This window comes from Methyloversatilis sp., assembly GCF_030696805.1.
In the GTDB taxonomy this organism is placed as follows: domain Bacteria; phylum Pseudomonadota; class Gammaproteobacteria; order Burkholderiales; family Rhodocyclaceae; genus Methyloversatilis.
In genome coordinates this window covers 1-17596 of sequence record NZ_JAUYRO010000048.1, presented here as the reverse complement: position 1 = coordinate 17596, position 17596 = coordinate 1, and the positions used below count along the sequence as shown (strand labels likewise).

The window sequence follows — 17596 nt, the reverse complement described above, 5'->3', positions numbered from 1 at the left end:
CTTCGCTCACCCCAACCTACGGGAGGCTGCATCGCAGATCGAGGTGAGCGCAGCGATGCCCAACAACATCCGCTGCCGCCCGCGACCCGCAACGGCGGCACAACGGCCTGTGCTAGCCTCCTGCTACCTGAAGTCCTGCTCCGCGCCATGCCCTCCGCCCTGTCTGCCGTGCTGTGCGCCGCCCTGCTGCTGATGGTCACGATGGGCGTGCGCCAGTCCTCCGGCCTGTTCATTTCGCCAATCAATACTTCCACAGGTCTGGGCGTCGTCAGCCTGAGCCTGGCGCTGGCCATCGGCCAGTTCGTCTGGGGGGCGATACAGCCGCTGGCTGGCGCAGTGGCCGATCGCTACGGCCCGGGCCGCGTGCTCGCCACCGGGCTGATCGTGCTGGCGCTGGGCTGCGCACTGACCCCTTTCATGGACACGAGCTTCGGCATGACGATGGCGCTCGGCGTGCTGTCGGCGGCCGGTTCCGGCGCCGGCAGCTTTTCGGTGCTGATCGGCGCCGCCTCGCGCAAGCTCGATTCCGCGAAACGCGGTCAGGCGGCCGGCATCATCAACGCCGGCGGCTCGCTCGGCCAGTTCGTGTTTGCGCCACTGGCGCAGAAGCTGATCACCACCGTCGGCTGGATGGGGGCGATGTATGCGCTGGCCATCGCAGCGCTGGCAGCACTGCCGCTGGCGCGCGCCCTGCGGGCACGCGAACCGGTGATCAATCACGCCGCGCCCGATGGCAGCGGCGGTCTGCGCCACGCGGTGCGCGATGCGCTGCGCGACCGCAGCTATCTGCTGCTGCATGCCGGCTTCTTCACCTGCGGCTTTCACATCGCCTTCCTGATCACCCACCTGCCCGGCGAGGTCGGACTGTGCGGCCTGCCGGCCGAAGTGGCGAGCACTGCGCTCGCGCTGATCGGACTGGCCAATATCGCAGGCAGCCTGCTGGCCGGCTGGGCGGTCGGCCGCTGGCGCAGCAAGATGATCCTGTTCTGGATGTACGCCTCGCGTGCAGTGATGGTGCTGATCTACCTCGCGTCGCCGCAGACCGAATGGACCTTCTACCTGTTCGCGATCGGTCTGGGCGTGACCTGGCTGGCCACCGTACCGCCGACCGCCGGCGTGGTCGGCAAGCTGTTCGGCACGCGCTATCTGGCAACGCTGTTCGGCCTCACGCTGCTGTCGCACCAGATCGGCGGCTTCTTCGGCGCCTGGCTGGGCGGGCTGGCGCTGGAGCACACCGGCAATTATCTGTGGATGTGGTACGCCGACGCGCTGCTGGCGGCCATCGCGGCGCTGGTCAATCTGCCGATCCGCGAGGCGCGCATGCAGCCGGCCGCCGCAGCGGCGTAGGCGGATGCCGATGGCGGGATGGCCGGTCATGCACGACAATGGTGCGATGACAATGAAGGGAGACCACTGATGAAACTGCTCGGCGCACTCGGAATACTGGTGATGGGCCTGCTCGCCGCCTTCGTGATCGCGAACTGGAGCGTGCTGGTCATGCCGGTCGAGGTGTCGCTGCTGGTGGCGACGATCAACGCACCGGCCGGCATCATCCTGCTCGGTGCCACGACCCTGCTGCTGGTGCTGCTCGGCGCCTACACGCTGACGCTGCACACCGCCACCCTGCTGGAAGCACGCCGCCATGCCAAGGAACTGCGCGAGCAGCGGCTGCTGGCGGATCAGGCCGAAGCGTCGCGCTTCACCGAACTGAATACCGCCATGCAGAAGGAATTCGCCGAGTTGCGCGCGGCCATGCAGCAGACGACGGCCGAATCGGTGAATTCGCTCGCTGCCGCCATCGGCGAGGTCGAGGACAAGCTGGACCGCAGCCTGGGCGAACGTCGCACCTGACGCCGCACGCCGCCCGCTCAGGCGTGGCCGTGCTGGTACAGGGTGAAGCCGTTGCGGCCCGACTGCTTGGTACGGTACATCGCGGTATCGGCGCGCTGCAGCACGTCTTCAAGTTCAACGCCGTGATCGGGAAACAGCGCAATGCCGATGCTCGGCGTGATGGTCAGCGACAGTTCCGTCACGTCCATCGGCACCGACAATGCGTGCACGATCTTGCGCGCGGATTCGCAGACGTTTTCAACATTGTCTACCTCTTCGAGCAGCACGACGAACTCGTCACCCCCCAGTCGCGCCGCCGTATCGGTGCCGCGCACGGTCGCCAGCAAACGCCCGGCGACCGTGCGCAACACTGCATCGCCAGCGTGATGGCCGAGATTGTCGTTGATGTCCTTGAAACGATCGAGGTCGATCATGAGCAATGCGGTTCGCAATCCACTGCGCTTTGACCGTTCGACCGAGCGCTCGAAGCGTTCGGTCAGCAGCAGCCGGTTCGGCAGTCCGGTCAGGGTGTCGTGGTGCGCCAGTCGGCGGACATACGATTCGGTGCGCCGCCGCTCGGTGATGTCGCAGGCGAAACCGATGTAGCCATGAATGTCACCGTGCGCATCGCGCAATGCATTGATTGCCAGATTGACGGGGACTTGTGAGCCGTCCTTGCGCACATATGTCCATTCCCGTTCATCCACATCGCCTTCGCGCACCGGCAGCACGAACACCTCGAAACCGCGCACCGGCACTCCCTTTTCGGCCGTCAGCTGCGCGCTGCGCTGATGTACTTCGGTGTCCAGATGCAGCAATTCCGGCGTGGCAACACCCACCAGTTCGTGCCGCGCATAACCCAGCAGCCGCTCGCCAGCCGGATTGATCGACTGGATGACGCCAGTCGTGTCGGTGGCGATCACGCAAAAAGGTGCGTGCTCCAGAATAGCCTGATTGAGCAGGTCGGATTCGCGCGCCGCACGCTGCGCGTCGAGCAGTTCCGTCAGGTCGGTCGCCATGATGATGAGGCGCAGGCCTTCGGTTTGCTCTTCTGTTGACGTGATGGCCAGCTCTATCGTGCGAGCGCCACCGGTTGCATGCACTGCGCTTACGTTGCAGCGAAGAAGCCGCCGGTCGCCATGACGGATGTCGCGCAGCTGCCGTTCCAGCGTCACGTCGCCGTGACTCGAAAAGAGCTGTGTCAGTGGCATGCCTTGCAGCAAACCGGCTTCGATGCCGAGCATGTCGCCGATGGCCGGGTTCGCACTGAGCACGCGCGACGCCGATGTGGCGTCGCAGATCAGGATGCCTTCTGCGCTCGCCTCGATGACCGAGCGCATGCGCGCCTCGCTTTCGCGATGGGCGACCGACATGCGATGTGCCAGATTTTCTGCCCGGCTGCGCAGGCCAAGTACAGCAGCCAGCGTGCTGCACAACAGTACCGTCAGCCCCAGACCGGCCGCGCCAGCGAGGTTGGCCTTGCTCGCCGGCGCTGCCACGTCAAAGGCCGGCAGGGTCGAAAAGCGCAAGGTCCAGCGGTGCATGCCGACTTCAATCGGGCGCGTTTCGACGAAACTTGGCGTGTAGGCCGCGAGATTCTTGAGCACGGCCCGACGACGCTCGAACAGCAGCGCCGATTCATCAGTGGCCCTGCCATCGAACAGTTCGACCACCATGTCGGCGGCGCGGTCACCGAGCGCCGCCTGAACCAGATCATTCATGCGGAATGGCGAATAGACGAAACCGCGCAGCGCCGCCCGATGTGCCTCGACCGTATGCAAGCCGCGCAACGTTCGATAAACCGGCACATACATCAGCGCCCCGGGCCGGGGTGCTGCGCTGTCCTGCACCAGCGTGACTGCCCCCGACAGTGCGGCCTTGCCGCTGTCAGCCGCACGATCCATCGCCGCACGACGCACCGGCTCCGAATACATGTCGTAACCGATCGCATCGAGATTGGTGCCCACCTCCGGTTCGAGGTACACGATGGAGGTCAGCATGTCGCGATCGCCGGGCGGCCGGATGGCATAGCCGGGTCGCCCCGATGCACGCAACGCAGCTTCGTGCGCGACGCGCTCCGCAGGGGTCAGCATCTGTGCAAAACCGAAACCCTTGAGCCCGGGAAAGCGGGTATCGAGTTGCACGCTGTCGGCAAATGCCCGCCAATCTTCGCGCGTGACATCCGACGAGGCGGAAAACAGCGCAGCCCCTGCCCACAACAATTGTTCGTAGTCGGCCATGGCTTCGGTCAGCGCGCGTTCCGCCTCAGCCGCGCTGCGATCAAACCGGGTCTGCGCCTGCGCCTGTTCCTGCGTATGCAGGGTTTGCCACGCCATCCACGACAGCGTCGCGCCAGTGATACCGGTCAGCAGCAGCACCGTAAGGGTGGACGAGCGCAACCCGCTGGCAGGAGAAGAGAAATTCATCTAGCGGTCAATCCGGAGCCAGTGCTCAGCACTGATTTAAACCAAAAACATAACACTTTGGTTTACGCGCGTCGATCACCAGACTTTAGTCACGTATCAAACAATTGATGGTTATCGGCTTCGATGCACCGTCTCGGCTGCATTGCGGAAAACGGTCACTTGAAGGAAAAAACGTAGCGCACATCGACCGCCTGCTCGGTGCCGGTGCTGCCGATGAGCGCAAGATGGCGGGTCAGTGTCCAGGTCAGCTTGACGACGCTGGTCGCACCGGCCACGCCCTGTTCGTACGACAGCAGTGCATTGCTGGTCAGCCGCTTGCCGACGCTGACCACCTGGCCGCCCACCGTCGTGCTGCTGCGCTGCGAACTGCTCACCACCTGACTGCGCGGACCGCTGGCGATCGAACTCTGGGTCAGGGCGATCTGGTCCAGGCCGAGCGCCTGGGCCAGCGATCCGGTGATGCCCTCGCCCTCGCCGCCGAGCAAGGCACCGGCCGCGGTGGCCAGCATCGACAGGTCGGAACCGCGCGCGCTTTCCTGGCCGCGGCCGAGCACGATCCAGGACAGCTTTTCCGAGTCCGGCATCGCGCTGTCGGACACCAGTCGCACGCGCGGCCGCTGCACCGTGCCGCTCACTTCCACGCCAGCCTGCACCGGCAGGTTCGGTCGGATGGCGCGCACGTTCAGACCGGGATTGGCCAGCGAGCCCTGGAAGCTGACCACGCCGCGCTCGATGTCGAGGTTCTGGCCATAGGCGCGGTAGCGGCCACCCACCGTGCGGATATTGCCGGTGGCGCTGATGCCGCGCCCCTGATCGCGCAGCGCCAGCTGACCGGCCAGCCGCGTATCGAGCCCGCGTCCCTTGAAATACAGACGCTCGCCCAGATCGACGTCGATCTGCAGCGCCAGCGGCGGGCCGCTGGCCGCGCCGCCGTTGCGACCTTTCATCACCACGTCGTCGCCGAGCGTCGGCGGCGACTCCTCCGGCACGGTGAACAGCCCGGCGTCGGCCTTCAGCGCAAGTTGCAGCGCAATGCCGGCCTTGGCCGACCCGCGCACGCTGCCGTCACCGGACAGCATGAGCCACTGCTCGCCACCTTGCAGCGGCACGAAGCGGCGCACCTCGATCGCGATGTCGGCCTGCGCCGTGGCCAGATCGACCGTGCCGCGCGCGGAGAGCCGGCCTGGCTCCTTCGTCAGCTGCGCTGCATTCAGACGCGGATCCGCCGGCGCGCGCACATTGGCACTTTCGAAGTTCAGGCTGTCGAGATTCAGCCGGTCGCCGGCGAACTGCGCGCGCAGGCTGCCACGCTCCAGCCGCAGCCCTTGATCGGCCAGCCGGAAGGTCAGGTCGTCGCCGTCGATGCGACCCGACAACTCAGGCGCACGCAAGCGCCCGACCATCTTCACGTTGGCCTTCAGGCGGCCGGCGGTTGTCATGTCGAGCCGCAGCGCGCGACCGATCCAGTTCAGCGTCGGCACGTCGAGCGTGGCTTCGCCGGTGGTCTGTTCATCGAGGTCGGGCAGCCACAGGCTGCCGTCGCGGCGCAGCGGAACGCGCACCGCCGCCTGCAGCTGGCCGACGTCCGGGCCGGCGACGCGCGCCGTGACAGCGGCCGACTGGCCGGCAAAATCAATCTGCGCGCGCGCCTCGCTGAACGCAAGTTCGACCCGGCCTTCGCCCGAAATGACCGCGTTGCCGCTCTCACGGAACACAGCGATCCGGCCGCTCAACCCTTCGTTGCCGGTCAGCGCGGCACCGACCGCCCAGTCGGCGCCCAGCGTCAGCGGCGCACGCACCGCGATGCCGGCTTCGCGGTCGCGCCAGACGAGGCGCAACGGAAAGCCCCGCATGCGGCCGCTGGCGTCGAGGCGATCCGGCGTCCACAGCGTGCGCGCCAGCACCGCCTCACCGCCGCCGGTCAGCGCGAGCGTCGCTTCATCGAGGGTCACACGCTGCGCCGACGCCGACAGTGATGCCGGACGGACCAGGGTGGCACTCAGTTCGGGCGACAGCACCAGCACCAGCTGATCGATACGGCCGGACCAGGATGGGCCGTCAGCCGACGACGCCAGTGCGCCCTGCGCCACGAGGTCGAGCGACTGGCGCAGTGGCGCCCCGCCACCGTCGGCCGGCTGAGCGGCCAGCTTCGCGCTGGCCGACAGGCGATGCGCCGCGCGCGTGCCGTCGATCTCCAGCAGCACCGCCTCGATGGGCGCCGGTGCCGACGGGCTGCGCAGATCCGCCGCCACCAGCTTCAGGGTCATGCGCCCGTCGGCGCCCTTTGCCAGGTCGGCGCTCACGTCGGCGCTGGCCACGCTGCCCAGCTCACCCAGCCTGAGTGCGCGTGCGGCCAGCGTCAGCGTGCCGAAAGGCGCGTCCAGCGTACCAGCGAGGCGACCGCTGCCGGAGATGCGACCGGCCAGTTCCAGCCCGGTCAATGCACGCAGCGGCGCCAGACGCTGCGCGTCCAGTGACCAGTCGAGCACGTCGTCTGCCTTGCCGGTCCGGCCACCGAAGGCGCCCTGCGCGGCCAGCCGGTTGCCCGCCCAGTCGAGTGCGATGTCGATCCCGGACAGCCGCCGGCCCTGCAGCCGGCCTTTGACGGTGCCCGCCAGTGCCTCGCCCATCAACGTGCTGGGCGCGAAGTCGAGCGCCACCTGCGCGTCGATCTGCGGCTTGATCCGTCCGTTGGCGGAGAATTTCGCCGACAGACGGGCCGCCGGCACGCGCGCGAATGCCGACGGGTCAAACTTCTGCAACTCGCCGGTCAGCCGGAAGGCGAGCGTGTCGTCGAGCTTCAAGCTGCCGGCCAGCGTGGATTCGGCTCCGCGCGCCGACACCCGGGCGCGTTCCAGCGTGAGCAGTTGCTGCGCCACGTCGCCGCGCGCCTCTATCGCGATGCGGCTGGCGCCGCGGTCGGTCAGTGCAATGTCGAACTGCTGGTGCTCGCCCGACGCACTGATGTCGATGCGACCGCCCAGCTTCGTTGCCACGCCCTGCCCATGCAGCGCGGCGGTGTCGACATTGCGCAGCACCAGCGCCGCGTGCACCGGCAGATCGCCTTCGGCACGCCAGCCAGCTTCACCGCGGATGTCTCCGCCCCCGGACAGCTCGATCAGCAGTTCGCGCAGATCGACGCGCGTCAGGCTCGCCTCGACCTGCGCCGACAGCGCACTCACCGGCACCCGGTCCCGGTCGATGCGACCGGGTTCGCGATTGCGCGCCGTCAGGGGTCCGGCCAGGGTGAGCGCCGCGCCGTCGCGCGATTGCAGATCCGCCTCGACCGTCCAGCGACCGGCTGGTGCGGCGGCGTTCAGCCGCTGCGGGTCGAATTCGTCGAGTACCAGTCTGAGCGTTGTGAGCGGCTGTTCGATGAAGGGGCGGGCGCGGACGTCGGCCTGACCGGACAGTCCGAAACCTTCGGCGCGCAGCGCTGCGGTCGCGCCGTCGACCAGCGTGCCACCCAGCACGGCGGTCGCCGAATAGTCCTGTCCGGTGAAAGCGAGTTCGCCGGAGAGCGCGAACGGCGCGTCGCCGACCAGCGCGAGCGAACCCGCGAGCGCACCCCACGGCGTGGTCACAGTCACCTCGTCCAGCCGGTGCGTCACGCCGTCCGAATCGATGACCGCCTTGACGTCGGTGAGCACGATGCCGTCTGCCGTCTGCGCGGCGTAGTCGGCCAGCACGATGCGCGCGATGTCGATCTTTGCCTTCAGCGGGAGCGGCAGCGCGAGGCTGGACGGCGTGGTCGGCGGCTCCGCACTCGACGAGGTCGCCACGCGCAGTTCGCCCATCGACAGCCGTGTGACATCGAGCCGGCGATCGAGCAGCGCCGCTGTCGGTGCCCAGTCGAGCGCCAGCGATGTGACTTCGGCGCGCAGCGTGCCGTCGTCGTAGATCACTTGAGCCAGCCGCGGCGCCGTCCACAGGCTGCCGGATTCGACCTTGACCGATTGCAGCGCCGGCACCGCCCACTGCGCGCCGGCCGCGATGGCGCGCAGGCCACCGGCAGTCGTCAGCAGCCAATACACCAGCAGGAAGGGCAGCGCGATCAGCGCAACATCGGTCAGTGCGATGCCGGTACCGCGCACGCGGCTGCGCGCGCGCAGGCTGCGGTGCGGCGTGGCGGGTTGCGGGGCGTGATCGGGCGCGTTCATCAGAAGGCGATGGCCAGCGAAAAGTGCGGCCGCCAGGTCTGCTCGCGTTCGCCGTAGGCAATGTCGAACGCAATCGGGCCGGCCGGCGAACGCCAGCGCACGCCGGCACCGGCGCCATAGGCGAAGTCGAAATTCTTGCGGCTGTCCGTGGCATCGCCAGCGTCGACAAATACTGCGCTGCCCCACTGATGCGACCACCAGTGCACGTATTCCGCGCTGAGCACGCCGAGCACGCGGCCGCCGATGATGGCGTTGCCTTCGCGCACGCCGAGCTGCAGATAATCGTAGCCGCGCACCGAAGTCGCGCCGCCGGCACGGAACAGGAAATCCTGAGGCAGCGCATCGGCCTTGCCGCTGGTCAGGCCGGCTTCGCCGCGCAGGATGATCTGGTCGCGCTCGCCGACCGGTATGAACCACTGCCCCTTCATGTAGGTGCGCAGAAAGTTGGTGTCCGACAGCAGGCCTTCGACACCCCCGCCGACCTGCGCATTGAGCACCCAGCCGCTGCGCGGATCGAACGGGTCATCGACCTCGCGCCAGGTCCAGGAGGTGTTCAGCGCCAGTGACTTCTGCGTGCTGGTGACCAGACCGTCGATCTCGCGCTGCTCGCGCTGCAGGCTCAGCGAGTGGCGGATTTCGATATTGCCGCGGATGCGGGCGCGCACCGCACCGATGCCGACGCGCTTGGTTACCAGGTCCTGGATGTCGGCGTTTTCTGCCAGCGCGCCGAAGCTGTCGCGGTAGCCGTCGCCGGCCGGCGGCAACAGCACGTCGGCAAAGGCGATCTGGCGCAGCTGTTCGAGACGCACCGCGGTATTGAACAGCCATGAGCGCTTGAACAGATTGTTGTCCGACCAGCCCACCTCGGCGCGGTAGCCCGTGTTGCTGCTCAGGCCGGCGCCGAACGACAGCCGGCGCGAACTGGCTTCGGCCACGGCGACGCGCACCGGTGTCGCGGCCGCCGCGGCCGGATCGCGATCAACGCTGATCTGCGCCGAGCCGAAATAAGGCGACGACAGCAGCGCGCGCTCGAACGCAAGCAGGGCGTCGGTGGAGTACGGGTCGCCGGCGCGCACGGTCGAATAGCGGCGCACCAGATCGAGGTCGTGCAGCGCCAGCCCGGTCGCTTCGATGTCACCGAAACGGAAAGCCGGTCCGCTGTCGAGCCGCAGCCGCAGATCGACCCGTGCGGCGGCCGCATCCACCTCGGCCTGGCTGTCGATCAGCGCGCCGGCGGCGTAGTCGCGCGATGTCAGTGCGTCGAGCAGGTTCTGCTTGGCCGACGACCAGTCGGACTGACGAAAGGGCTGCCCCTCGGCCAGCCGCCAGCTGCGACGAAGCTCGTCACGCCGCTCGGCGCGTTCCGCTTCGGCATCGGCAACCGCCCCTTCGAACTCGATGTCGACGCGGCCGATGAGGGCGCGCGGGCCGGGCTCGATGACCAGCCCGGGCGGATCGCCGCCGATCTCGACCGTCGGCGTGAAATAGCCTTCGGTCGACAGCAGTTCGGACACTTCGAGCCGCAACCGGCGCAGCAGTCGGCGCTGCGCGCGCTCGTCAGTCAGCGCCTCACGCAGCACCAGCGCGCGCGCGTGCCGTTCGAGCATGGCGTTCACATCGGCCGGCAGCGCGTTCGGACGCAGCGGCAGCCGACCGAAATCGGCAGCAGGTGGGCCGTCTTCCGGCACGATTTCCGACATGTCATCGGTCACCGCCCCATCGTCAACAACCGGCTCGGCAGCGCCGACCGGAGACAGGCAGACGGACAGGGACAAAAAGGCGGCCAGCGGCCAGCTCATCAACCGGCCGCGCAATTGCAGAAGCCTGCGCAATCAGCCTGCGCTCAACAGCTCGACCTCGAAAACCAGGGTGGCATTCGGCGGGATGACGCCGCCGGCACCACGTGCGCCGTAGCCCAGGTGCGGCGGTATGGTCAGCTTGCGCACGCCGCCTTCCTTCATGCCTACCACGCCTTCGTCCCAGCCGCCGATGACCTGGCCTGCGCCGAGATTGAAACCGAAGGGTTGCTTGCGGTCCTTGCTCGAGTCGAACTTCTTGCCGTCGGTGAGCCAGCCCGTGTAATGCACGCTGACCCGCTGGCCGGCAACCGCTTCGGCGCCGTTGCCCGGGGTGATGTCTTCGATGATGAGACCGCTTTCAGTGGTGATGGCAGACATGTCGTTGTTCCGTTGGATGAATGGGAGGGGTGCAGTTTACCCGGCCGGAGCCCCAGTCACCGCAGTCAGGGTCCGCTGACAATTGTTCGCGGCCCGTGCGGTGGTGTCAGCAGAGCCTGGTCTTGACGCGTGTCGCGAACAGCCGGCGCAGCTTGTCGATCTTGGGCGCCACCACCGCCATGCAATAGGGCTGCATCGGATTGTGGTCGTAGTAGTTGGAATGACAGGGCTCGGCCGGCCAGAACGTGACGTCACCTTCGACCTCGGTGACGATGGGCGCGGCAAAGCGCTGTGCGTCGGTAAGCTGTGCGATCACGTTGCGGGCGGTCGCCGCCTGCGCGACGTCGCGGCAGAAAATCACCGATCGGTACTGGCTGCCGACATCGTTGCCCTGCCGGTTTTCCGTGGTCGGATCATGCAGCGCGAAAAACACTTCGAGCAAGTCGGCGAAACCGATGATCGACGTGTCGAACGAAATGCGCAGCGCTTCTGCATGGCCGGTACGGCCGCCGCACACCTGTTCATAGGTCGGATTCGGCACCGGACCACCGGCATACCCCGGTTCGACCTCGATCACGCCTTCGACACGGTTGAACACCGCCTCAAGGCACCAGAAACAGCCGCCGCCAAGCAGAGCGGTTTCGGTCGGTACGGCAATCATCATCAGCTCCTCCATGGACGGGGCCGCCTTGTGCTTCCGGCTTCGATAGGCATGTTGCAGCCCGCGCCTGCATTGTCTCAATCAAGAATCGACCCGCGGCGGAGGCCGAGGTTCATCGCGGCGATGCAGCGGTCGGTATCCGCATGTATCCGGACGACTCACACCGTTTGCGAAGCACTGTGTCCGGCGCGCTGCAACATGCGCGGCGCCGGCAAACCTTGTATCGTTCGGGGCAAATTACCCGTCCATAAACGTCGCCGGAACCCAAGTTGATGCTCTCCCAGGAAGCCTTGCAGGACTGGCGCGGCCTTGCGCTGCGCGTTGAAGAAGAAGTGCGTCGCGCCATCGTTGGCCAGGACGACACCCTGCGTCTGATCAATGTTGCGCTGTTCGCACGCGGGCACGTGCTGCTCGAAGGCGACGTCGGCGTCGGCAAGACCACGGTGCTGCGTGCATTCGCCCGCGCCATCGGCGGCGACTTCGAACGCGTCGAGGGCACGGTCGACCTGATGCCCAACGACCTCGTTTATCACACCTATGTAGATAACGAAGGCAAGCCGCGCATCGAGCCCGGCCCCTTGCTGCGCCACGGCGAACGCCTCACCACCTTCTTCTTCAACGAAATCAACCGCGCCCGTCCGCAGGTTCAGTCGCTGCTGCTTCGCGCGATGGCCGAACGCACGCTGTCGGCGTTCAACCGCGAATACAGTTTTCCGCACATGACGGTGTTCGCCGACCGCAACCGGGTCGAGCGCGAAGAAACCTTCGAACTGGCGTCGGCCGCGCGCGATCGCTTCATGTTCGAACTGCGCATGCTGACGCCGTCGGACGACGAAACGCGCCGTGCGCTGGTGTTCGACCCGCGCTTCCACGACACCGATGCGCTGATCGACACGGTGACGCCGGGCGTCGTCGACTGGATGCAGATGAACACCATCGGCGCAGCCATCCAGCGTTCGGTCAGCGCGACCGACGCGCTGCAGCGCTACGCGATGGATATCTGGGCCGCCACCAGCGACCCGGTGAAGTACGGCCTGCAGATCGACGGCGTCGACATGTCGCGCCTGATCCTGGCCGGTGCCAGCCCGCGCGGCATGGGCATGCTGATGCGCGCCGCGCGCGTGGTGGCCTGGATGGACGGCCGCGACTACCTGACGCCGGAAGACATGCGCGCCGTGCTGCCATCCACCCTGGTGCACCGCGTGTTCTTTACGCCGGTCTACGAACTGCGCCGCGCCGAACTGGCCGATGCGCTGGTGTCGCAAATGCTGGAACGGGTTGCCACGCCCTGACCGGGCAACGGGCAAGGCCGGCACCATGAATGCTCCGAAAGACTTCCACTACCGCATGCCGCGACGCGTCGGCGGGCAGCGGCCGGGTGCGCATCGCAGCGTGACGGCGGGCAGCGGGCAGGAATTCATCGCCCACCAGACGCTGTTCGACCGGCCGGACCCGCGCCGGCTCGACCTGCGCGCCAGCGTGCGCGACCCGGAACAGCGCTGGCTGGTACGGGTGACGCGCCAGCGCGCTGGCATCCCAGTCTATCTGGTGGCCGACGTGTCGGCGTCGATGGCGTTCGGCTCGACCGCCACCAAGCTGGAACGGCTGGCCGAGTTCGCCCGCTCGCTCGGTGACTCGAGTTTCCGCATGGGCGACGCGCTCGGCCTGCTGGCGTTCGACCGCACCGAACGCACTGACCTGATGCTGGCGCCGATGCGCTCGCGCGGCGCCGGCCTGATGATTGCCGATGCGCTGCTGCGCAGCCGTGCCGACCAGCCATCCAGCGCCGGTCTGGCCGAAGCCTGCATGCGCATCGCCGGCCGGCAGGCACTGGTGTTTGTCGCATCCGACTTCCACGCGCCATTGCCCGAACTGGGCAAGGCGCTCGACCTGTTGTCGCACGCACACGTCGTGCCGCTGGTCATCTGGGACGACGTGGAGCCGCAGGCGCCGGACGGCGACGGTCTGCTTGCCTTGCGCGACATCGAAACCGGTCGCCGGCGCGGACTGTGGCTGCGCCCGGTCATCCGACGGCGCTGGAAAGACGCTTTCGCACAGCGCCGTGCCGATCTGCAGAAACTGTTCGGCGACCGCGGCATGCGCCCCTTCTACATGACGGGCGCGTTCGATGCGGACGCGCTGTCGCGCTATTTCTTCGAGGCTGTCTGACATGCAACCCACCTACTGGAGACTGCGCCTGCTCAGCCTTGGCGCAGCACTGGCCCTGCTGACGCTCGGCCCCTGTCATGCGCAGGACGCTGCTGCGCCGGCTCAGGCAGCAGCTCGGGAGACCGTGCAGGACGCTCCGCCGGCAGCTCCCCAGGCCGCGGCGCTGTCGATCGCGCCCGATGTGCAGCCGCTGCGGCCGTTCGGCCACGTCATCGGCGACGTGATCACCCAGCGCGTCGCGCTCGACCACGAAGGTCGCCCGCTGGACCCCGAAGCCTTTCCCGAGCTGGAACGGGTCGGCAACTGGTTCCAGCGGCGCGATGTGCGCATCGAACGCGATGCCGCAGGCCGGCGCTGGCTGGTCATCGACTACCAGATCATCAATGTGCCGGATGAATTGCGGGCGCTCGACCTGCCGGCGCTCGACCTGCCGACGAAAACGCCCGGCGTGCGTCTGGAAACCGGCGTGCTGCCGGTCACCGTCGCACCGCTGACGCCGACCATCGTGCTGGCGCGTGCCGGTCTGGAAGAAATGCGGCCGGACGCCGAGGCGCCGCGCATCGACACCGCGTCGCTGGAGCGGCGACTGCATTTCGCGCTGTACGCCGCCGCTGCGCTGGCCGCCGCCTGGCTCGCGCTGTACGTGCTGCGCCAGCTGCGCGCGCGCAACAGCCTGCCGTTCACCCGCGCGACGCGCGACATGCGGCACCTCGACCCGGGATCGACGGCGATCTGGCAACGCCTGCACCGCGCGCTCGACGAAACCGCGGGTCATGTGGTGCGCGGTCACAACCTGGCGTCCCTGCTGGCCCGCGCGCCTTGGCTGGCACCGCTGCAGTCCGAGCTCGAACGCTTCTTCGAGGCCTCGCAGAAGCGCTTCTTTGCCGATCACCCGGTCGATGGCCAGGAACCGGCTGCGCTGTGCGCGCGGGTGGCCCGGCTCGAACGGCAGGCGCTGGCATGAATGACGCGGTGAATGGTCTGCTTGGCAGCCTCTTTGGCAGCCTGTTCGGCGGACTTGAATTCGCATCGCCACTGTGGTTGCTCGCGCTGCCGCTGGCGCTGCTGCCGCTGTGGCCGCGTCGTCGCCACACGCTCGATTACGCCTGCATCGACTGGCTGCCACGCGACGGACTGGGCGATGCGCTGCTGCGCGGCGGCCGCATTGCAGCCGCGCTGGCCATGCTGGCCGCCATCCTGGGCGTGGCCGGCATCGGCCAGCCGGCCACCGAGCTGCAACGCACCGGCCGCGGCGCCGAAATCGCCATCGTGCTCGACCGCAGCCGCAGCATGGACGAACCACTGGTGCCCAAGGGCCGGCAGCCGGTCATCGACTCATCGCACGAATCCAAGGGCAAAGTCGCGCGCCGGCTGCTCAGCGATTTCGCGCAACGGCGACCGGAAGACCGCTACGCGCTGCTGCTGTTCAGCTCGACGCCGATGGCGGTGGTGTCATTCACGCAGCACGGCGACGTGGTGCAGGCGGCGATCGAAGCCGGCGGCATCGGCCGCGGCCTGTCGGAAACCGACATCGGTCGCGCCCTGCTGGCGGGCGCCGAACAATTCGAGCGACGCGCCTACTCGGGCAGCCGCATCCTGCTGCTGGTATCGGACGGTGCCGCCCAGGTCGATCCCGACATGCGCGAACGCATCACCCGCGCACTGAACAAGAACCGGGTCGCGGTGTACTGGGTATTCATCCGCTCCGCCCTCAGCCAGGGACTGGACGGCGACCCGGACGACGGCAACATGCCGGAGGCGGCGCTGCACGCCTTCCTGAAATCGACCGGCGTGCCCTATCAGGCTTTCGAAGCCGAAGACCCCGAAGCGGTCAAGCAGGCGGTGGCCGAGGTCGACCGCCAGCAGAACCTGCCACTCGACTACGCCGAACGCATTCCGCGCCGCGACTTCTCGGCCTGGTTCTTCGCGCTGGCACTGCTGGCTGGCGCCCTCGCGCTGGCCAGTCGCCTGCTGACGAGACCGGCCTGGACACAGGACCTTCCATCATGAAACTTCGCCAGGCGGGCACTCCGCTCGTCATCCTGCTCGTGTTGAGCCTGCTGTTTTCAGCCTACGAAGCCTACCGGCTGTCGCAGGCGCGCGACTTCAACCGTCTGCTCACCACGGCCGTCGATGCCGCAGCCACGCAGACCACGCCGGAAGCGGAATTCGCCCGCGCCCTGTCGCTGGCCGCGCGTAACGACTACGAGGGTGCCGTTCGCGCCTACAAGACGCTGTCGCGCGCGACCGAGGGCGAACTGCTGGAGGCGGTGCTGTACAACCTCGGCAACCTGCACCTGCGCGAGGCGCTGAAGTACGGTCCGGAAGAAATCGGTCGTTCGCTGCCGCTGGCCGAACTGGCCAAGACCAGCTATCGCGAACTGCTGCAGCGCAATCCGCATCACTGGGATGCGAAGTACAACCTCGAACGCACGCTGCGTCTCGCCCCCGAGCGCGAGGAGGTGCTGACCGAAGCGCCGCCGCTGCCGCAGAACAGCGAGCGCGCGGTGACGACCATGAAGGCCTTCACGCTGGGGCTGCCATGATGTTTTCGCCTGCGGTGCTGCTGGCCCGCGCGCGCAGCGCGCACGCGCTGCCGCTCAGTCTGGCAGCGCTGCTGTTTGCGGTCGCCGTCGCGCTGCCGCCTCTGCCGCTGCCCGGTCGCAGCTATCACCACATGGTGGTGCTGGACATCACGCAGAGCATGAATACGCGGGATTACGAACTCGAAGGCAAGCCGGTCAGCCGGCTCGACTACGCCAAGCACAGTCTCGGCCAGTCGTTGCGCGCCCTGCCCTGCGGTTCGCGCATCGGCTGGGGTGTGTTCTCGGAGTACCGCCTGCTGGCGCTGATGACGCCGGTCGAAGTGTGCGGCAACTACCACGAACTGCTGGCCACACTTGCCAATATAGATGGCCAGATGTCGTGGGCCGGCGCCAGCGAGGTATCGAAGGGGCTGTTTTCGTCGATCCGTGCGCTGCGCGACATGGAACAGCCGCCGTCGCTGGTGTTCGTCACCGACGGTCACGAAGCACCGCCGCTGAATCCGAAGATGCGCCCGTCTTTTGACGGCGAACCGGGGCTGGTGAAGGGCTTGATCGTCGGCACCGGTGGCGCCACGCTGAGCCCGATTCCCAAACTGGACCTCGATGGCCGGCCGCTCGGCTACTGGAAGGCGGACGAGGTGGTGCAGAGCAATACGGCCTCGCGCGGGCGCAGCGGCAGCGCGGCGGAGGAGGCCATGGTCGACGAGTCCGGTGTGGCGATCGAAAGCACCCGGGCCAGCGGTACCGAGCATCTGTCGAATCTGAAGGGCACCCACCTGCGCGATCTGGCAACCCAGACCGGCATGCGCTACGAGGCGCTTGCATCACCTGATGAACTGGCAGATGCGCTGGTCGATCCGGCTTTCGCGCGTCAGCAATCGGTGCCGACCGAATTGGGCTGGGTACCGGCGCTGCTCGGTCTGCTGTGCCTCGCCTGGGCCTATCGACCCGATCTGCACTTTCCACGCCCCAGGGCTTGACGCAGCGATTCACCGCTCTGTCGAGCGGGTGATGCATCGTGAAACAACACTCCCTCCAGGCGGGGTTCAGAGTCGCCATCGCGGCGCGCCCGGACCATTCAGGGAATTATCACCGCGATAACAGGGAACTCTTCCCGATCAGCGGGAGAAGGCTCAGTCAGCTCGGGGAGAATCTCCTGCCGTTGCAATTTGCCATGCTATAAAACCCATAACCCGATAGAGGCGTGTCACTTATGACCTCTCGGGCCGGCGGTTGCGTTTCGTACTTCGAAACCACCCGGTTAATAACTAGCAACAAGGAGAAGCCAATGTCCAACAAGTTCAAGCAAGTGCCGCTATGGCTGGCTGCACTCGCGATTCCGGGCACCGCCCTGGCCAACGCCGATGTCGCCAAGCTGATCAAGGACCCGAAGAACTGGGCCATGCAGGCCGGTAACTTCGAAAACCAGCGCTACAGCACCCTGAACCAGATCAACAAGAAGAATGTGAAGGATCTGAAGGTTGCGTGGACCTTCTCGACCGGCGTGTTGCGCGGTCACGAAGGCGGCCCGCTGGTCATCGGCGACACGCTGTTCGTGCATTCGCCCTTCCCCAACAAGGTGTTCGCGATCGATCTGGAAACCCAGAAGATCAAGTGGAAGTACGAG

The 17596-nt window shown here is 67.1% G+C and carries 13 protein-coding genes and 1 pseudogene; 9 read left to right on the top strand and 5 right to left on the bottom strand.

What is annotated here, in order from left to right; genetic code table 11:
- Positions 1-147 precede the first annotated feature (147 nt).
- Complete coding sequence (locus tag Q8R75_RS08320; protein WP_305613451.1) at positions 148-1347, top strand: MFS transporter; 1200 nt, start codon at positions 148-150, stop codon at positions 1345-1347.
- A gap of 69 nt (positions 1348-1416) precedes the next feature.
- Positions 1417-1851, top strand: a complete 435-nt coding sequence (locus Q8R75_RS08315; protein WP_305613450.1) for a hypothetical protein — start codon at positions 1417-1419, stop codon at positions 1849-1851.
- A 17-nt stretch (positions 1852-1868) separates the two neighbouring features.
- Here Q8R75_RS08315 and Q8R75_RS08310 read toward each other — a convergent pair whose 3' ends face one another.
- The 5 genes from Q8R75_RS08310 to msrA all read right to left on the bottom strand — a co-directional run bounded on the left by Q8R75_RS08310 (position 1869) and on the right by msrA (position 11257).
- The gene (locus Q8R75_RS08310; protein WP_305625974.1) at positions 1869-4256 is read right to left on the bottom strand and encodes a CHASE domain-containing protein; all 2388 of its coding nucleotides are present in this window, start codon (positions 4254-4256) and stop codon (positions 1869-1871) included.
- 155 nt (positions 4257-4411) lie between these two features.
- A complete protein-coding gene (locus Q8R75_RS08305; RefSeq protein WP_305625973.1) occupies positions 4412-8416 on the bottom strand; it encodes a translocation/assembly module TamB domain-containing protein in 4005 nt (1334 codons plus the stop codon).
- Complete coding sequence (locus Q8R75_RS08300) at positions 8416-10215, bottom strand: BamA/TamA family outer membrane protein (RefSeq protein WP_305612805.1); 1800 nt, start codon at positions 10213-10215, stop codon at positions 8416-8418. The genes Q8R75_RS08305 and Q8R75_RS08300 overlap by 1 nt, the downstream gene beginning before the upstream one ends.
- A gap of 33 nt (positions 10216-10248) precedes the next feature.
- Positions 10249-10593, bottom strand: a complete 345-nt coding sequence (locus Q8R75_RS08295) for an FKBP-type peptidyl-prolyl cis-trans isomerase (RefSeq protein ID WP_305612803.1) — start codon at positions 10591-10593, stop codon at positions 10249-10251.
- A gap of 106 nt (positions 10594-10699) precedes the next feature.
- Entirely contained in the window at positions 10700-11257 is a 558-nt protein-coding gene (msrA, locus tag Q8R75_RS08290) for a peptide-methionine (S)-S-oxide reductase MsrA (RefSeq protein WP_336623616.1), read from the bottom strand.
- Between the two features lie 269 nt (positions 11258-11526).
- Here msrA and Q8R75_RS08285 point away from each other — a divergent pair, with 269 nt between their 5' ends.
- The 7 genes and pseudogenes from Q8R75_RS08285 to Q8R75_RS08255 form a co-directional block, all read left to right on the top strand.
- On the top strand, positions 11527-12546 hold the full coding sequence (locus Q8R75_RS08285; protein ID WP_305612801.1) for a MoxR family ATPase: 1020 nt from the start codon (positions 11527-11529) through the stop codon (positions 12544-12546).
- Between the two features lie 25 nt (positions 12547-12571).
- Positions 12572-13423 (top strand): MxaS protein, encoded by an 852-nt coding sequence (locus tag Q8R75_RS08280; protein ID WP_305612800.1) that lies wholly within the window; start codon positions 12572-12574, stop codon positions 13421-13423.
- Between the two features lies 1 nt (position 13424).
- A complete protein-coding gene (locus Q8R75_RS08275) occupies positions 13425-14387 on the top strand; it encodes a nonribosomal peptide synthetase MxaA (protein WP_305612798.1) in 963 nt (320 codons plus the stop codon).
- Positions 14384-15433, top strand: a complete 1050-nt coding sequence (locus Q8R75_RS08270) for a vWA domain-containing protein (protein ID WP_305612797.1) — start codon at positions 14384-14386, stop codon at positions 15431-15433. The genes Q8R75_RS08275 and Q8R75_RS08270 overlap by 4 nt, the downstream gene beginning before the upstream one ends.
- Positions 15430-15969 (top strand): MxaK protein, encoded by a 540-nt coding sequence (locus tag Q8R75_RS08265; protein WP_305612795.1) that lies wholly within the window; start codon positions 15430-15432, stop codon positions 15967-15969. Before Q8R75_RS08270 ends, Q8R75_RS08265 begins: the two co-directional genes overlap by 4 nt.
- Positions 15966-16949 carry a VWA domain-containing protein gene (locus Q8R75_RS08260; protein WP_305612794.1) on the top strand — a complete coding sequence of 328 codons (984 nt, stop codon included), beginning with the start codon at positions 15966-15968 and terminating at the stop codon, positions 16947-16949. Before Q8R75_RS08265 ends, Q8R75_RS08260 begins: the two co-directional genes overlap by 4 nt.
- 308 nt (positions 16950-17257) lie before the next feature.
- A pseudogene (locus Q8R75_RS08255) lies at positions 17258-17596 on the top strand (PQQ-dependent dehydrogenase, methanol/ethanol family); the annotation flags it as partial.